The following is a 15,930-nucleotide window of genomic DNA, read 5'->3' as shown; positions in this document are numbered from 1 at the left end:
GAGCCGCGCCCTGGTGGACGGGCGCCTTCGGCGGCACCTGACCGAGCGCCGCCCGGGCCGCGTACGCTGGTACGCGGTACCGGGGTCCGGAAGGATTCCGGCTTTTCGGGCTGCCCTGCCTCGGGGCGATCATGCGGGCGGATATCGCGAATGACGCTTTCTGGACTTGTTGACCTTGCGTGCACCGACCCCGGTCTGCGGAACGCGCTCGCGCGGCCGCGCACGGACCGGGAGATCGTCGCGCCCGCCGCGCTGTGGCCGATCCTGGCCGCCGCGCTGAGCCGCCGCCTGGGCGAGGACGGCGAGGGCGTCGTGCTCGCGGTGACCGCGACCGGCCGCGAGGCCGAGGACCTGACCGCCGCCCTGTCGAGCCTGCTCGACCCCGGGCGCGTCGCGCACTTCCCGGCGTGGGAGACGCTGCCCCACGAGAAGCTGTCGCCGCGCTCGGACACGGTCGGGCAGCGGCTGGCGGTGCTGCGCCGTCTCGTCCACCCGGGTGCGGGCGGCCCGCCCGGCGGGGACGGCTCGGCCAAGGGCGGCGCGCTGGACGTCGTGGTGACGCCGGTCCGCGCGGTGCTCCAGCCGATCGTGTCCGGGCTCGCCGACCTGGAGCCGGTGCGGCTGGCCTCCGGCGAGGACGCCGACATGGACGACGCCGTCCGGCGCCTGGTGGAGGCCGGGTACCACCGCGTCGACCTGGTGGAGAAGCGCGGCGAGATCGCGGTGCGCGGCGGGATCCTCGACGTGTTCCCGCCCACCGAGGAGCACCCGCTCCGGGTGGAGTTCTGGGGCGACACCGTCGAGGAGATCCGCTACTTCAAGGCCGCCGACCAGCGCTCCCTGGAGGTCGCGCAGGGCGGGCTGTGGGCGCCGCCGTGCCGCGAGCTGCCGCTGACGGAGAAGGTGCGCGAGCGCGCCAGGCTGCTCGCGCGGGAGCACCCCGCCCTGGAGGAGATCCTCGGCCGGATCGCCGACGGCGACACCGTCGAGGGCATGGAGGCGTTCTCGCCCGTTCTCGCCGAGAACATGGAGCTGCTGACCGACCTGCTGCCGGACGGATCGGCGCTGCTGGTCTGCGAGCCGGAGCGGATCCGCACCCGGTCGGTCGAGCTGGTCCGCACGAGCCAGGAGTTCCTGGAGGCGAGCTGGGTCAACGCCGCCGCCGGGGGAGAGGCGCCCATCGACCTCGGCGCCGCGGCGTTCCGCTCGCTGGAGGAGGTCCGCGAGCACAGCACGGAACTGGGGCTGCCGCGGTGGAGCGTGACGGCGCTGAGCCCGCTGGCGGCGGCGGGCGCGGCCGACGGCCTTCCGGACGGCGGAGCCCCGGACGGCGGCGCGGAGGCGCTGAGCCTCGGGGTGCAGCCGGCGGAGGCGTACCGCGGCGACACCTCCCGCGTCGTCGGCGACCTCAAGGGCTGGACGGACGGCGGCTGGCGCGTCGTGCTGGTCACCGCCGGGCACGGGCCCGCCGAGCGGCTCGTCCAGCTCGCCCGGGAGGAGGGCGTCGGCGCGCGGCTGGCCGACCTGGCCGCCGAGCCCGAGCCGTCGGTGGTCACGGTCACGACCGGGCTGCTCGACAACGGGTTCACCTGGGAGTCGGTCAAGCTCGCGGTGCTGACCGAGACCGACCTGTCGGGGCAGAAGTCGTCCACGCGCGACGCGCGGCGCATGCCGTCGCGGCGGCGCGGCGGCATCGACCCGCTCCAGCTCAGGACGGGCGACTACGTCGTGCACGAGCAGCACGGCGTCGGGCGCTACGTGGAGATGGTCAGCCGGACGGTGCAGGGCGCCACCCGCGAGTACCTGATCCTGGAGTACGCCAAGAGCGACCGGCTGTTCGTCCCGACGGACCAGCTGGAGGAGCTCACCCGCTACGTCGGCGGCGAGGCGCCCAGCCTGCACCGGCTCGGCGGCGCCGACTGGCAGAAGGCCAAGTCCCGCGCCCGCAAGGCGGTCAAGCAGATCGCCGGGGAGCTGATCCGGCTCTACTCGGCGCGGATGGCGAGCCCCGGCCACGGGTTCGCGCCCGACACCCCGTGGCAGCGGGAGCTGGAGGACGCCTTCCCCTACAACGAGACGCCCGACCAGCTCGCCGCCATCGACGAGGTGAAGGGCGACATGGAGCGGCCCGTCCCGATGGACCGGCTGATCTGCGGCGACGTCGGCTACGGCAAGACCGAGATCGCCGTGCGGGCGGCGTTCAAGGCCGTCCAGGACGGGCGGCAGGTCGCGGTGCTCGTGCCGACGACGCTGCTGGTGCAGCAGCACCTGTCGACGTTCGCCGAGCGGTTCGCGGCGTTCCCCGTCGTGGTGAAGCCGATCAGCCGGTTCCAGTCCGACAAGGAGATCGGGGAGACGCTGAGCGGGCTGTCGGAGGGCTCGGTGGACGTCGTGGTCGGCACCCACCGGATCCTGTCGTCGCAGACCCGGTTCAAGAACCTCGGCCTGGTGGTCATCGACGAGGAGCAGCGGTTCGGCGTCGAGCACAAGGAGGAGCTGAAGCGGCTGCGGACGCAGGTGGACGTGCTCGCCATGTCGGCGACGCCGATCCCGCGGACGCTGGAGATGGGCCTCACCGGCATCCGGGAGATGTCGACGATCCTCACCCCGCCGGAGGAGCGCCACCCCGTCCTGACGTTCGTCGGCCCGTACGAGGAGAAGCAGATCGCCGCGGCGATCCGGCGGGAGCTGCTGCGCGAGGGCCAGGTGTTCTTCGTGCACAACCGGGTCCGCTCCATCAACAAGGTGGCGGCGAACCTGGCGCGGCTCGTCCCGGAGGCGCGGATCGCGGTCGCGCACGGCCAGATGAACGAGCACGAGCTCGAGAAGGTCATGGTCGACTTCTGGGAGAAGAACTACGACGTCCTGGTCGCGACCACGATCGTGGAGTCCGGGCTGGACGTGCCGAACGCCAACACCCTCATCGTCGACCGCGCCGACATGTACGGGCTGTCGCAGCTGCACCAGCTGCGCGGGCGCGTCGGGCGCGGCCGGGAGCGGGCCTACTCCTACTTCCTCTACCAGCCGGAGCAGCCGCTCACCGAGACCGCGCACGAGCGGCTCGCGACGCTGGCGCAGCACACCGAGGTCGGCGCCGGCATGTACGTCGCGATGAAGGACCTGGAGATCCGCGGCGCGGGCAACATCCTCGGCGCCGAGCAGTCCGGGCACGTCGCGGGCGTCGGGTTCGACCTGTACGTCCGGATGGTCGGCGAGGCGGTGCGGGAGCTGAAGGAGGGCGGCGGCGAGCCCGAGGCCGTCGAGACCAAGGTCGAGCTGCCCGTCGACGCGCACCTGCCGCACGAGTACGTGCCGGGCGAGCGGCTCCGGCTGGACGCCTACCGGCGGATCGCCGCGATCACCTCCGAGGACGAGATCGGCGCCGTGCACGAGGAGCTGAAGGACCGGTTCGGCCCGCTGCCCGTCCCGGTGCTGAACCTGCTGGAGGTCGCCCGGTTCCGGGCCAGGGCCCGCAAGGCGGGGCTGAGCGACGTCACCCTCCAGGGCACCTTCGTCAAGTTCACGCCCGTGGACCTGCCCGATTCCAAGCAGGTCAGGCTGCAGCGGCTGTACCCGAAGAGCATCCTGAAGCCGGCGACCGACACGCTGCTCGTGCCCGCGCCGAAGACCGCGCAGATCGGCGGCCGCCCGCTGCGCGACCAGGAGCTGCTGAAGTGGGCGACCGACCTGGTGGACGCGCTGTTCCTGGAGTCCCCGGCGCGGCGCTAGGCTGGCGCCGCCCCGATCTAGCGACGAGACGAGGAATCCGTGCCTGGTAAGTCCGTGAAGGCGGCGGTGGCGGTCGTGCTGGCGGCCGTCGCGCTGGCCGGCTGCGGCGGCTCCCCGAAGGTCGGCACCGCCGCACTCGTCGGCGACGACCGCATCACCGTCACCACCCTCACCCAGACCGTCCGCGACTGGCGCTCGCAGTTCCGCTCGGACCCGGCGGCCAACGAGCTGCGCGCCAACCCCGCGAATCCGGCGCCGCAGGTCGCCGGCGACTCCGAGTCCGACCTGCAGGGCGCGCTCACCCTGCTGATCAACTTCAGGGTCGCCGACCGGGTGGCGCGGCGGGCGGGGGTCGAGGTCACCGGTGGGCAGGTCGACGGGGCGCTCCAGGCCCTGGACCGCCAGGGCGGGGCCCAGTCGATCACGCTGGCGAGCGGGCTGCCCCGCGCGCACGCCCGCGACCTGGCGCGGCTGGTGGCGACGCAGCTGGCGGTCATGCAGCGCTACGGCGCCGACCTGAACAACCGGCTGAACCCGGCGACCGAGCAGGCCGGACGGCAGTGGAACGAGCTGTTCCAGCGCACCGCCGCCGGCATGCACATCCAGGTCAACCCTCGCTACGGGCACTACGACCCCGCCAAGTTCGAGGTCGCCCCGATCGTCTACCGGCTGTCCAGCCCCGATTCGGGTATCTGAGTCCCATGAGCCTGACCGTGCTGGCGACCACGCACCGGGTCGCGCCGGGCCTGCTGACCTGGCGGGCCTGGGACGCGCTCCGGTCGGCGGACGCCGTCCGCCTCCGCGACGGGCATCCGCTGCTGCCCGCGCTCCTCGACGCCGGCGTCGTCCCGGATCTCGTGGAGGAGCCCGACCCGGCCGTCCTGGTGGCCGACGCCCGGCGCGCGGACGTCCTGTGGGCGGCCGCTCCCGAGGGCGACGAGGCGCTGATGCGCGGGATCGGGGCCCTGGTCGTCGACGACCCGCTGGACGTCGAGGTGCTGCACGGCTCCTACGACCTGCCCGGCGCGCGGCTGCTCGACCTGGTGTCGGTGATGGACACGCTGCGCCGCGAGTGCCCGTGGGACCGCAAGCAGACGCACACCACCCTCGTCCCGTACCTGCTGGAGGAGGCGTACGAGGTCCTCGACACCGTCCAGGAGGGCGACTACGGCGCGCTTCGCGAGGAACTGGGCGACGTGCTGATGCAGGTGGCGTTCCACTCGGTGGTGGCCGCCGAGCGCGACGACGGGACCGGGTTCACGATCGACGACGTGGCGGGCGCGATCGTCGACAAGCTCGTCCGGCGGCACCCGCACGTGTTCGGGGACGTCACCGTCTCCGGCGCCGACGAGGTCAACGCCAACTGGGAGCAGATCAAGGCGGCCGAGCGGGCGGAGAAGAGCGGCGCGGACGCCTCGGCGCTCGACGGGGTGCCGATGGGCCAGCCCGCGCTGTCGCTGGCCGCGCAGTTGCAGCGCCGCGCCGCGCGCATGGGCGCCCCGTCCGGCCTCGCCGAGGGGCTGGCGGAGGAGGCCGGGGCAGGGCTGGGCGGACGGCTGTTCGCGCTGGTCCGCGAGGCGGGTGAGCAGGGAGTGGACGCGGAGTCGGAGTTGCGGGCCGTTTCCCGGGTATTCCGCGAGCGTGTCCGAGCGTGGGAGCGGCGCGAGCCCTGAATCGGGGGATAACGGGCGGAACCTCGCCGATGGGGTGGTCCGCTCGGGGAGGCGCGTCTACTCTGAGCGCGTGCCGACCGAGGCCGGAAGTGACGCTGGGGATCCCGGGCGGGGAGCCCCCGCCGCGCGGCGCCGCCGCCTGCTCACCCCGTCGACGACCCGCGCCGAGAAGGCGCGCGCGCTGCGCGGCCTCGGCGCCTTCGGCGGCTTGGCCGGCCTGCTCGTCGCGCTCATGCTGCTGCCGACCGCGTGCACGGCGGGCGTCGGCGCACGCGACGCCGCCGGGTGGTTCGAGGCCGAGCCGGACGGGCTGAGCACCTCGGGCGTCCCGCAGCGCTCGAAGATCCTCGCCGCGGACGGCTCCACCCTCGCCACGTTCTTCTACCAGAACCGGGTCGACGTCCCGTTCAAGAAGATCGCCCCGGTGCTGCGCCAGGCGGTGCTGGCGATCGAGGACAGCCGCTTCTACGAGCACGGCGCCATCGACGCGCAGGGCACCCTGCGGGCGCTCGCCAGCAACCTCAGCAGCGGCCAGGTGACGCAGGGCGGCTCCGGCATCACCCAGCAGTACGTGAAGAACCTGCTGCTCACCCAGGCCGACACCGACGCCGAGCGCCAGGAGGCCCGGGAGGTCTCGGCCGCCCGCAAGATCCGTGAGCTGAAGTACGCGGTCGCGCTGGAGAAGAGGTTCAGCAAGGACGAGATCCTGCGCCGCTACCTCAACATCGCCTACTACGGCGACGGCGCCTACGGCGTCGAGGCGGCGTCCCGGCACTACTTCTCCAAGCACGCCTCCGAGCTGACGCTGCCGGAGGCGGCGCTGCTCGCGGGCGTCGTCCGCTACCCCTACGCCTACGACCCGATCCGCCACCCCGGCGCGGCCCGGCAGCGGCGCGACACCGTCCTGACCCGGATGGCCGAGCTCGGCTGGCTCGATCCGGCCAGGGCGGCCGAGGCCAAGCGGGCGCCCGTCAGGCTGGACGTCGCCAACGTGCACAGCGGCTGCGTCACCAGCGACGCCCCGTTCTTCTGCGACTACGTCCAGCGCGAGATCCTCACCGACCGGGTGTTCGGCGAGACGGCCGAGGACCGGGAGAAGCTGCTCAAGCGCGGCGGGCTGACGATCCGCACCACCCTGGACCGGCGGGCGCAGAGGGCCGCGCAGCGCGCCGTCGACCGGCACGTCCCGCCGAAGAACTCCGCGCACAAGGCCGCCGCCGAGGCGATGGTGCAGCCGGGCACCGGCGAGATCAAGGCGATGGCCGTGGACCGCGAGCTCGGCCCCGACCGCGACCGCGGCAAGACGTGGATCAACTTCGCCGCCGACGCCAGCCACGGCTCCAGCATCGGCATGCAGGCCGGGTCCACGTTCAAGGCGTTCACGCTGGCCGCGGCGCTGGACGAGGGCATGCCGTTCGGGACCCGGATGATGGCGCCGCGCGCGTACACGCCCGTCGGCTACCGCAACTGCGACGGCGATCGCGTCGGCGACCCGTCCGCCTCCCTGCGCAACTCCGCCGACGGCGAGGGCGGCAAGCAGTTCAGCCTCGTCACCGGGACGCACCACTCGGTCAACACGTTCTTCCTCGCCCTGGAAAAGAAGGTCGGCCTCTGCGACACCGTGAGGATGGCCGAACGGCTCGGGATGAAGCAGGCGAACGGCAAGCCGCTGGAGCAGTACCCCTCGTTCACGCTCGGCTTCAACCCCGTCTCCCCGCTGCGGCTCGCGGCGGCCTACGCGGCGTTCGGCGCCCGCGGCCGCTACTGCGAGCCGATCGCGATCCGGGAGATCCGCGGCGCGTCCGGCAAGAAGCTCAAGGTGCCGGGGCGCCACTGCGAGAAGGCGATGGACGAGGGCGTCGCGGACGCCGTCAACTACGTCCTGCGCGGCGTCCTGACCAAGGGCACCGCGCGCGGCATGGGCCTCGGCCGCGACGCCGCGGGCAAGACGGGGACCGTCGACAACTTCTCCGCCGCCTGGTTCGCCGGGTACACCCCGGACCTGGCGGCGGCCGTGTGGGTCGGCGACCCGCGGGGCGGCTACAAGCACCCCATGGAGAACCTGTGCATGGACGGCCGGTGCTACGGCTCGGTGTTCGGCGCGACGATCCCGGCGCCGATCTGGCGGCAGAGCATGCTCGGGGCGCTGTCGCGCACCGGTCCGTCCTCGTTCCACCGGCCCCCGTCGCGCTACTTCAGCAGGGGCTCCGGTGAGGACCGGGCCAGGGTGCCCGACGTGCGCGGCATGAAGCCGGGCGAGGCCGTCGCGAGGCTCCGCGCCGCCGGCTTCAAGGCCCGGATCGGCGCGCCGGTGGAGTCCCGCCGGTTCCCGAAGGGGACCGTCGCCGGGCTGTCGCCCGCGTCGGCCGAGCCCGGCGACACCATCACCCTGTACGTCAGCAAAGGCGCCGGGCGCGGCCCCGGCGGGCAGCGCAGGGGAGGCGGCCCGCCCGTCACACCGACCCCCGACCCCGGCGGACCGCCGCAGCAGGCCCCCGCGTGACCTGCGCCGACGTGTGATCGTCCGACCGGCGGGTAGATCGGTACGGGAAGATCGACAGCGGGACGCGGGCGTCCCGCGCTGATCCGTTTCGGGGGACCATCGTCATGCGAGCCATCGCCGTGTCCGAGTACGGCGCCACGCCGGCGCTCATGAACCTGCCGCGCCCGGAGCCGGGGCCCGGCGAGATCCTGGTCCGGGTGATCGCCGCGGGGCTGAACCCGCTGGACTGGAAGATCGCCGAGGGCATGCTCAAGGACTCCGTCGACGTGCCGTTCCCGCTGATCCTCGGCCGGGACGGCGCGGGCGTCGTGGAGGAGGCCGGCGAGGGCGTCACCCGGCTGCGGCACGGCGAGCAGGTCTACGGGGCCTTCGGCATGGTGGAGCGCGGGCTCGGCAGCTACGCCGAGTACGTCCTCGTCCGCGAGGACGGCCCGGTCGCGCGGATGCCGCAAGGGATGATCTACACGCAGGCGGCGGCGGTGCCGACCGCGAGCGCGACCGCGCTCGCCATGGTGGACCAGGCGCGGATCGACACCGGCCAGACCGTCCTCGTGGTGGGCGCGACCGGCGGCGTCGGGCAGGGCGCGGTGCAGCTCGCCTCCCGCGCGGGCGCCAAGGTCATCGCGACCGCCCGCGACGACATGGCGGGAACGATGCGGCGCCTCGGCGCGGACGAGACCGTCGACCACTCCGCGGGCGACCTCAACCAGCAGGTGCTCGCCGTCCACTCCGACGGGATCGACGCGATCCTCGACATGGCCGGCGACAACCGGTCGGCCGAGCACCTCGTGCAGCTGCTGCGGCCCGGCGGTACCTACATCTCCACCACCTGGTCGGTGAACCCCGACTCGATGGAGGCCAAGGGGCTGCGCGGCGTCAACCTGCAGGGACAGCCGTCCGCCGAGCTGCTGGAACGCCTCAGCGACCTGATCGACTCGGGCGCGCTGCGCGTCCGGGTCGAGCGGGAGGTCCCGCTGGAGCAGGCGGCCGACGCCCTGGCCGACAACCGGATGGGCGGCGCGCGCGGGAAGACCGTCCTGCGGGTCTGACACCGCCGCCGAGGTGAGGACGGCGGCCGCGCGGGCATGCAGAGCCGGAGGAGGAGGCACATGAACCAGAGTGAGACCGAAGACGACCGGCGCGCCCGGCTCCGCGACATCGAGGACTCGTTGCGGAGGCTGCGCGCGGACCTTCCGTCGCCGTCCGGCGACCCCACGGACATGGTGGACTCCGGCCAGTACCTCGCCCAGCGCGAGGAGCTGCAGGGGCAGATCGACCTGCTGGAGGCCGAACGCGAGCGGCTGCGCGGCGATCTCGGGATGACCTGAGCGCCCGGGGGCGGCCGGGAACAAACCCCGTCCGCCCCCGGTTCCGCAGGCATGACCACCTACGAGGAGTTCGAGCGCGCGACGTCGTTCTTCGACGCCCGGGACTACGCGGGCGCGGCGCGCATGCTGGCCCCGATCGCCGCCGGCGAGCCGGGCAACCGCGCCGCGGTCGAGCTGCTCGGCCGCGCCTACTTCCACAGCGCCCAGCTCGGCCGCGCCGAGGAGACGTTCCGCCGGCTGGTCGAGCTGGACCCGGGCAACGGCTGGGCCTACGAGGCGCTGGCCCGCACCCTGGAGCGGCGGAGCCGTCCGGACGAGGCCCGCGCCTTCCGCAGGCTGGCCGGCGCCATGGGCGTCGCGCCCACCGAGGAGATCGAGGTCTCGGTGACCGCCGCCGACCTGGCCTGACGACCGGTTCACCGGAGGTGGCCGTCCCCGCGGGGGCGGCTACCCCGGGGAGTCGTCGCGGGGGAGGCGCAGGACGAAGCGGGCGCCGGGGACGCCGTCGATGCGGTCGGTGAGGATCAGCGAGCCGCGGTGCGCCTCGGCGATGTCGCGGGAGATCGCCAGACCGAGGCCGGTGCCGCCGGCGTCGCGGTGCCGGCCCTCCGCCAGCCGCGCGAACCGCTCGAACACCCGCTCGCGGTCCTCGGGCGCGACGCCCGTGCCGTCGTCGATCACCTCCACCACCGCGGTGGAGGGCGGCTCCGGGCGCAGGATCACCGTCACCTCTGAGGAGGCGTGCCGGTCGGCGTTGTCGATGAGGTTGGTCAGCAGCCGCGACAGCTCGCTGCGCCCGCCCCGCACCGTCACCGGCCCCTCCGCCAGCACCGTCACCTGCGCGCGGCGCGGGCGGCGCAGCACCTCCTGGTCGACGATCTCGGTCAGGTCCACCCGTTCGCGGGCGAAGGTGCTGTCGGCGTCGAGCCGTGCGAGCGCCAGCAGATCGTCCACCACCGCCGACAGCCGCTCGGTGTTGACGAGGAGGGCGCGCAGCGCGGCCGGGACGTCGGTGTCCTCCGGCGCCGACAGCGCCAGCTCCAGCTCCATGCGCAGCGCGGTGAGCGGGCTGCGGAGCTCGTGCGAGACGTCGGAGACGAACGCGCGCTGCCGCGCGACCGCCTCCTCCAGGCGGTCCAGGGTGGCGTTCACGCTCTCGGCGAGCCGCCCCACCTCGTCGCGCCGGTGCGGCTCCGGGACGCGGCGCTCCAGGTCCGTGGCGGTGATCTCGTCCAGGTCCCGGCGGATCCGGTCGACCGGACGCAGCGCGCGGGTCACCGACAGCCACGTTCCGTAGCCGGCGAGAAAGGTGAGGAACGGGACGCCGAGCAGGACCAGCGAGCCGAGCACCGGACGCGGCAGCGGCCCTTGGGCCGGGGCCAGCGAGATGATGTAGAGCGCGTCCGGTCCCACCCCCACCCGGCGCTCGAAGATCACGAAGCAGCGGGCCCCCGGTGCGTCGATGTCGCAGACCTGGCCGATCCGGCGCTCATCGAAGGGGTCGGGCGGCGGGAACCTGACCCTGGCGCGGCCCTGCATCCGCGGCGTGGCCGCGACGACCTCCCCCCGCTGGTTCACCACCTGCTGGAGGCTTTCGGTGGTGGGGGAGATGTCCAGGGTCAACTGCCCGGTCTCGATCGCGGTCGCCGTCCGCCGGTTGTCGCGCGCCATCACCCGGAGGAGGTCGACGTAGGCGGTCTGCCTGATCTGGATGAGCAGCACCGCGCTCAGCGCCGACGACAGCACGAAGGCGATCAGCGAGGCCGCCACCGTCACCCGGAACCGGATCTCCGGGTGACGCAGCACGGCTCGCCAGATCCAGCCGCTCGGGCTCCTCGGCCGGCGGAGCCGGACGCGTATGACGACCTCCCCGGTGCGCTGCGCGGCATGCCAGTACCGGGATTACATACCTGACCAGGGCGGACTCCACCCGGGCCGGCGGGTAAAAGTTTCTAGGCCGACCCTTCGTCCAGGCCCCAGCGGCGCCGGATGGCTCCGTCGACCAGACCGAACAGCCGGTCGATCACGATGCCCAGGATCAGGATCATCAGCATGTAGGAGATCATGTCGGCGGTGTTGTTCAGCTCCCTGGCCTGCGACAGCAGCACGCCGAGCGAGGTCGTGTCGCCGATGATGACCAGCAGTTCGCCCGCCATCAGGCTGCGCCACGCGAACGCCCAGCCCTGCTTCAGCCCCGCGACGAACGACGGGAGCGACGCCGGCATGATCAGGTGCCGGTACAGCGCGAGGCCGCGCAGCCCCATCACCTTCCCCGCGCGCAGCAGGATCGGCGGCGTGTAGTCGACGCCCGCGATCAGCCCGTTGGCGATCGACGGGGCCGCGCCGAGGATCACCACGAACAGGATCGCGCTCTCGCTGAGCCGGAACAGCAGGATGGCGAGCGGGAACCAGGCGATCGACGGCATCGTCTGCAGCCCGGTGATCAGCGATCCGAACGCCCGGCGCAGCACCCGGAACCGCGCCACCAGCGCGCCGACCACCACGCCGACGGCCACCGCGAAGGCGAACCCGACGACGGCCCGCCGCATCGTCAGCGCGACGGCGTCCCAGAACCGCGCCGAGGTGAGCTGGTCCCAGAACACCGGGAGCGTGTCGCCGGGGCCGGGGAGCACCCACGGCTCCTTCCAGCCGCTCCACACGACCAGCTGCCACGCCGCGAGCGCGATGAGGACGGCCGCCAGCATCGGCCACACCGCCGACCACGCCCGCTGGAGGAGCCGGGCGCGCGTCGTGCCGCCGAGCTCCAGCGCGTCCAGCCCGGCGATCTCGCGTTCGAGGCGCGCCTCCCCCTGCACCGTGTCATGCGCCATGCCGGACGACCTCCTCGCGCAGCCGGTCGGTGATGGTCCCGGCCAGGGAGGCGACCTCGGGCGAGTCGATCCGCCGCGGCCGCTCCATCGGGACGGGGAACTCCTGCACGACCCGGCCCGGGCGGCTGCTGAGCAGCACCACCCGGTCGCCGAGCCGCACCGCCTCCCTGACGTTGTGGGTGACGAACAGCACCGTCAGGGCGCGCTCCCGCCAGATCCGCTCGATCTCGTCGTGCAGCAGGTCGCGGGTCATCGCGTCGAGCGCGCCGAACGGCTCGTCCATCAGCAGGACGGTCCCCTGCCCGTCGCCCGCGTCGTCCTCGGTGAGGGCCAGGGCGCGGGCGAGCGCGACCCGCTGCCGCATGCCGCCCGACAGCTGGTGCGGGCGCCGGCCCGCGAACCCGCCGAGGTGCACCGAGTCGAGCAGCCGGGCCGCCCGGCTCCGCCGCTCGCCCCGGGGGACGCCCCGCGCCTTCAGGGCGAGTTCGAGGTTGCCGGTCGCGGTCAGCCACGGGAACAGCGCGGGCTCCTGGAACATCAGCGCGACCCGCGCGCCGTCCTTGGTGATCGTCCCGGCGCTCGGGCGGTCGAGGTCGGCGACCAGGTTGAGCAGCGTGCTCTTGCCGCAGCCGGACGCGCCGACCAGGCACGTGAACTCGCCCGGCGCCACGTCCAGGGAGACCCTGTCGAGCGCGAGGAGCGCCGATCCGCCCGTCCCGAACGCCTTGGAGACCTCGCTGAGCCGGACCGCCGTGTCCGCGGTCATCGGTCGCTGACCTGTGCCTTCCCGCCCGCCTTGAGCACGTCGTTGAGCGGGGCCAGGTTGTAGATCCCGGCCAGGTCGGTCTTGTCCAGCAGGCCGATCTCCTCGGCGTGCGCCGCGCCGGCGACCAGCGAGGACGCGACCGGGTCGGTGGTGAAGTCGATCTCCTTGAAGGCCGCGGCGAGCACGTCCTGCTTGAGCGGCTTGCCGCTGAGCTTGGCGAGGGCGTCGTTGGTGACCTTCTCGGCGTCCGCCTTGTTCTGAGTGATGTAGTCGGTCGCCTCCACGACGCCCTGGAGGAGCTTCTTGACCTGCTCGGGGTGCTTCTTCTCGTACTCCTGGCTGACGAGCAGGTTGGTGATGACGAACTTGCCGCCGGGCCAAAGCGACTTCTCGTCCAGCAGCCGCTCGCCCTTGTTCTCCAGGATCAGCCGCGAGGCGTACGGCTCGGGCACCCAGGCGCCGTCGATGTCGCCCTGCGCGAACGTCTGCAGCGTCTGGGCGTTCTCCTGCGGGACGACCTTGACGTCCCCGCTGCCGTCCTTGTTCGCGGCGAGACCGTTCTTCTTCAGCCAGTACCGCAGCGCCACGTCCTGCGTGTTGCCGAGCTGCGGGGTCGCGATCTTCTTGCCGCGCAGGTCCTGGACGCCCTTGATCCCGGGCTTGACGACCAGCGAGACGCCGCCCGAGGCCGCGCCGGAGATGATGTGGACCGCCTTGCCGTGCGACTTGGACCAGGCGTTGATGGACGGGTTGGGCCCGACGAACGTCGCGTCGATCGCCCCGGAGAACAGCGCCTCGACGGCGGCCGGGCCGGCGTTGAACGTCGCGGTCTTCGGCGCGGTGCCGAGGTGCTTGGCGAAGATGCCCTTCTCGACGCCGACGAGGGCGGTCGCGTGGGTGATGTTCGGGAAGTAGCCGAGCCGCAGCGGGGCCGCGTCCCCGCCGGAGCCCCCATCGTCGCCGCCGCAGGCGCCGAGCGTGCCCGCTGCGACCGATGCGGTCAGTGCCACGGCGGCGATGCGCCCGCGGAGTCCACGATGCATTGTCATCTTTCCCTATCAATCAAGTCTGTTTGACCTGCATAGTAGATAAGGCGGGCGTTCTCCGCGTCAAGTCGCGTTCCTGGCACGATGCGGTCGCCGCGGCGGGGTGGTTTCGCCGCCGCCGTCCTCTATGTACGCCGCATGCCGGGCAACGGCGAGGCGGTTGGGCGTCGGCGGGGCCGCGCGGATAGGCTCGGTGACCGCACCGACCATCCGCACCATCAGGGGGTTCCCCGTGTCGTCGATCGAGGCCGTAATCGCCCGGGAGATCCTTGACTCCCGCGGCAACCCGACCGTCGAGGTCGAGGTGCTGCTCGCCGATGGGACCGAGGCGCACGCGGCGGTCCCGAGCGGCGCCTCCACCGGCCAGTTCGAGGCGGTCGAGCTGCGCGACGGGGGCGAGCGCTACGGCGGCAAGGGCGTCCGCAAGGCCGTCAAGGCCGTCAACGAGACCATCGACGAGAAGCTCGTCGGCTACCCCGCCTCCGACCAGCGCCTGATCGACCAGCTGCTGATCGACCTCGACGGCACCCCCGCCAAGTCCGCGCTCGGCGCCAACGCCATCCTCGGCGTCAGCCTCGCCGTCGCCAAGGCCGCCGCCGACTCCGCCGGCCTGCCGCTGTTCCGGTACGTGGGCGGCCCGAACGCGCACCTGCTGCCCGTCCCGATGATGAACATCCTGAACGGCGGCGCGCACGCCGACACCAACGTCGACGTCCAGGAGTTCATGATCGCGCCGATCGGCGCGGCCACCTTCGCCGAGGCGGTCCGCTGGGGCGCCGAGACCTACCACGCGCTGAAGTCGGTGCTGAAGTCCAAGGGCCTGAACACCGGCCTCGGCGACGAGGGCGGCTTCGCCCCCGACCTGCCGAGCAACCGGGACGCCCTCGACCTCATCCTGGAGGCGATCCGCAAGGCCGGCTTCACCCCCGGCCGCGACATCGCCCTCGCGCTCGACGTCGCCGCCACCGAGTTCCACGCCGACGGCCAGTACGCGTTCGAGGGCACCAAGCGGTCCGCCGACGACATGGCCGCCTACTACGCCGAGCTGCTCGGCGACTACCCGCTCGTCTCCATCGAGGACCCCCTCGACGAGGAGGACTGGGCCGGCTGGGAGGGCCTCACCGCCGCCGTCGGCGACCGCGTCCAGCTCGTCGGCGACGACCTGTTCGTCACCAACCCCGAGCGGCTCGGCCGCGGCATCAAGTCCGGCGCCGCCAACGCCCTGCTGGTCAAGGTCAACCAGATCGGCACCCTCAGCGAGACCCTCGACGCCGTCTCGCTCGCGCAGACCAGCGGCTACCGCTGCATGATGAGCCACCGGTCCGGCGAGACCGAGGACACCACGATCGCCGACCTCGCCGTCGCGACCAACTGCGGCCAGATCAAGACCGGCGCCCCCGCCCGCAGCGACCGGGTCGCCAAGTACAACCAGCTGCTGCGCATCGAGGAGCTGCTGGACGACGCCGCGCGCTACGCCGGCGCCGCCGCGTTCCCGCGCTTCGACGCGCAGGGCTGAGCCGCGTGACCCGGCGGGGCGGCGTCCCGTCCCGCCGGGCGACCGGGTTCCGGCAGCCGAGCCACAGGCAGGGGACACGATGGCGCAGGGCGACGACCACGAGACCGACCGCGGCGAGCACGGGGCGCGGGGCGGCCGGAGCCGCCGCTCGAACCCGGCGCTGACGAGCCGCGCCGCCATCCTCGCGGTCGTGATGTGCGCGATCGCGCTGAGCCTCGCCTACCCTGTCCGGGAGTACATCGCCCAGCGCAAGGAGATCGCCGACCTGCGCCGGCAGGAGGCGGTGTCCCGCCGCCACGTCGAGATCCTCGCCCAACGCAAGCAACAGCTGGGCGACAAGTCGTACATTGAGCGTGAGGCGACGCGGCGGCTCCATTACTGTCGTCCTGACGTGAAGTGTTACATCGTCCTGGACGGCGGTGAAGGGGACGGGCAGCAGTCTCGCAGGGGCGGAACGGAGAGCAGGCCGCCCTGGTACGAGACGCTGTGGCGGTCGGTGGAGGCCGCCGACAGGCCCCGCTGACGTTCCTTGAGGCGC

The 15,930-nt window shown here is 73.1% G+C and carries 13 protein-coding genes; 9 read left to right on the top strand and 4 right to left on the bottom strand.

The features are described 5' to 3' along the window. Nucleotides 1-150: 150 nt before the first annotated feature. The 7 genes from mfd to BJY14_RS13855 all read left to right on the top strand — a co-directional run bounded on the left by mfd (nucleotide 151) and on the right by BJY14_RS13855 (nucleotide 9,641). Complete coding sequence (mfd, locus tag BJY14_RS13885; RefSeq protein ID WP_179844002.1) at nucleotides 151-3,729, top strand: transcription-repair coupling factor; 3,579 nt, start codon at nucleotides 151-153, stop codon at nucleotides 3,727-3,729. A gap of 39 nt (nucleotides 3,730-3,768) precedes the next feature. Further along, the gene (locus BJY14_RS13880; protein WP_179844001.1) at nucleotides 3,769-4,425 is read left to right on the top strand and encodes a hypothetical protein; all 657 of its coding nucleotides are present in this window, start codon (nucleotides 3,769-3,771) and stop codon (nucleotides 4,423-4,425) included. Between the two features lie 5 nt (nucleotides 4,426-4,430). Continuing rightward, nucleotides 4,431-5,402: a nucleoside triphosphate pyrophosphohydrolase gene (locus tag BJY14_RS13875; RefSeq protein ID WP_179844000.1), complete on the top strand. Its 972-nt coding sequence runs from the start codon at nucleotides 4,431-4,433 to the stop codon at nucleotides 5,400-5,402. 70 nt (nucleotides 5,403-5,472) lie between these two features. Next, nucleotides 5,473-7,905, top strand: coding sequence for a penicillin-binding protein (locus tag BJY14_RS13870; RefSeq protein WP_312879200.1), 2,433 nt, complete (start codon nucleotides 5,473-5,475; stop codon nucleotides 7,903-7,905). A gap of 104 nt (nucleotides 7,906-8,009) precedes the next feature. Beyond that, nucleotides 8,010-8,954, top strand: coding sequence for an NADP-dependent oxidoreductase (locus BJY14_RS13865; RefSeq protein WP_179843999.1), 945 nt, complete (start codon nucleotides 8,010-8,012; stop codon nucleotides 8,952-8,954). Between the two features lie 60 nt (nucleotides 8,955-9,014). Then, nucleotides 9,015-9,233 (top strand): hypothetical protein, encoded by a 219-nt coding sequence (locus BJY14_RS13860; RefSeq protein ID WP_179843998.1) that lies wholly within the window; start codon nucleotides 9,015-9,017, stop codon nucleotides 9,231-9,233. Between the two features lie 51 nt (nucleotides 9,234-9,284). Beyond that, nucleotides 9,285-9,641: a tetratricopeptide repeat protein gene (locus BJY14_RS13855; RefSeq protein WP_179843997.1), complete on the top strand. Its 357-nt coding sequence runs from the start codon at nucleotides 9,285-9,287 to the stop codon at nucleotides 9,639-9,641. 39 nt (nucleotides 9,642-9,680) lie between these two features. On the opposite strand, the gene BJY14_RS13850 is transcribed toward BJY14_RS13855, so the two are convergent. The 4 genes from BJY14_RS13850 to BJY14_RS13835 all read right to left on the bottom strand — a co-directional run bounded on the left by BJY14_RS13850 (nucleotide 9,681) and on the right by BJY14_RS13835 (nucleotide 13,873). Then, nucleotides 9,681-11,039, bottom strand: a complete 1,359-nt coding sequence (locus BJY14_RS13850) for a sensor histidine kinase (protein ID WP_312879199.1) — start codon at nucleotides 11,037-11,039, stop codon at nucleotides 9,681-9,683. Nucleotides 11,040-11,185: 146 nt separating this feature from the next. Next, nucleotides 11,186-12,064: an ABC transporter permease gene (locus tag BJY14_RS13845; protein ID WP_179843996.1), complete on the bottom strand. Its 879-nt coding sequence runs from the start codon at nucleotides 12,062-12,064 to the stop codon at nucleotides 11,186-11,188. After that, nucleotides 12,054-12,830 (bottom strand): ABC transporter ATP-binding protein, encoded by a 777-nt coding sequence (locus BJY14_RS13840; protein ID WP_179843995.1) that lies wholly within the window; start codon nucleotides 12,828-12,830, stop codon nucleotides 12,054-12,056. The genes BJY14_RS13845 and BJY14_RS13840 overlap by 11 nt, the downstream gene beginning before the upstream one ends. Beyond that, nucleotides 12,827-13,873: an ABC transporter substrate-binding protein gene (locus BJY14_RS13835; protein ID WP_179843994.1), complete on the bottom strand. Its 1,047-nt coding sequence runs from the start codon at nucleotides 13,871-13,873 to the stop codon at nucleotides 12,827-12,829. Before BJY14_RS13835 ends, BJY14_RS13840 begins: the two co-directional genes overlap by 4 nt. A 235-nt stretch (nucleotides 13,874-14,108) precedes the next feature. Between BJY14_RS13835 and eno the strand changes: the two genes are divergently transcribed. Both eno and BJY14_RS13825 read left to right on the top strand, forming a co-directional pair. Beyond that, on the top strand, nucleotides 14,109-15,392 hold the full coding sequence (gene eno, locus BJY14_RS13830; RefSeq protein ID WP_179849359.1) for a phosphopyruvate hydratase: 1,284 nt from the start codon (nucleotides 14,109-14,111) through the stop codon (nucleotides 15,390-15,392). A 79-nt stretch (nucleotides 15,393-15,471) separates the two neighbouring features. Further along, complete coding sequence (locus tag BJY14_RS13825) at nucleotides 15,472-15,915, top strand: FtsB family cell division protein (protein ID WP_179843993.1); 444 nt, start codon at nucleotides 15,472-15,474, stop codon at nucleotides 15,913-15,915. Nucleotides 15,916-15,930 lie beyond the last annotated feature (15 nt).

Source organism: Actinomadura luteofluorescens (assembly GCF_013409365.1).
GTDB classification, from domain to species: domain Bacteria; phylum Actinomycetota; class Actinomycetes; order Streptosporangiales; family Streptosporangiaceae; genus Spirillospora; species Spirillospora luteofluorescens.
The sequence above is the reverse complement of the archived record's forward strand: the minus strand, read 5'-3'. Positions and strand labels throughout refer to the sequence as shown.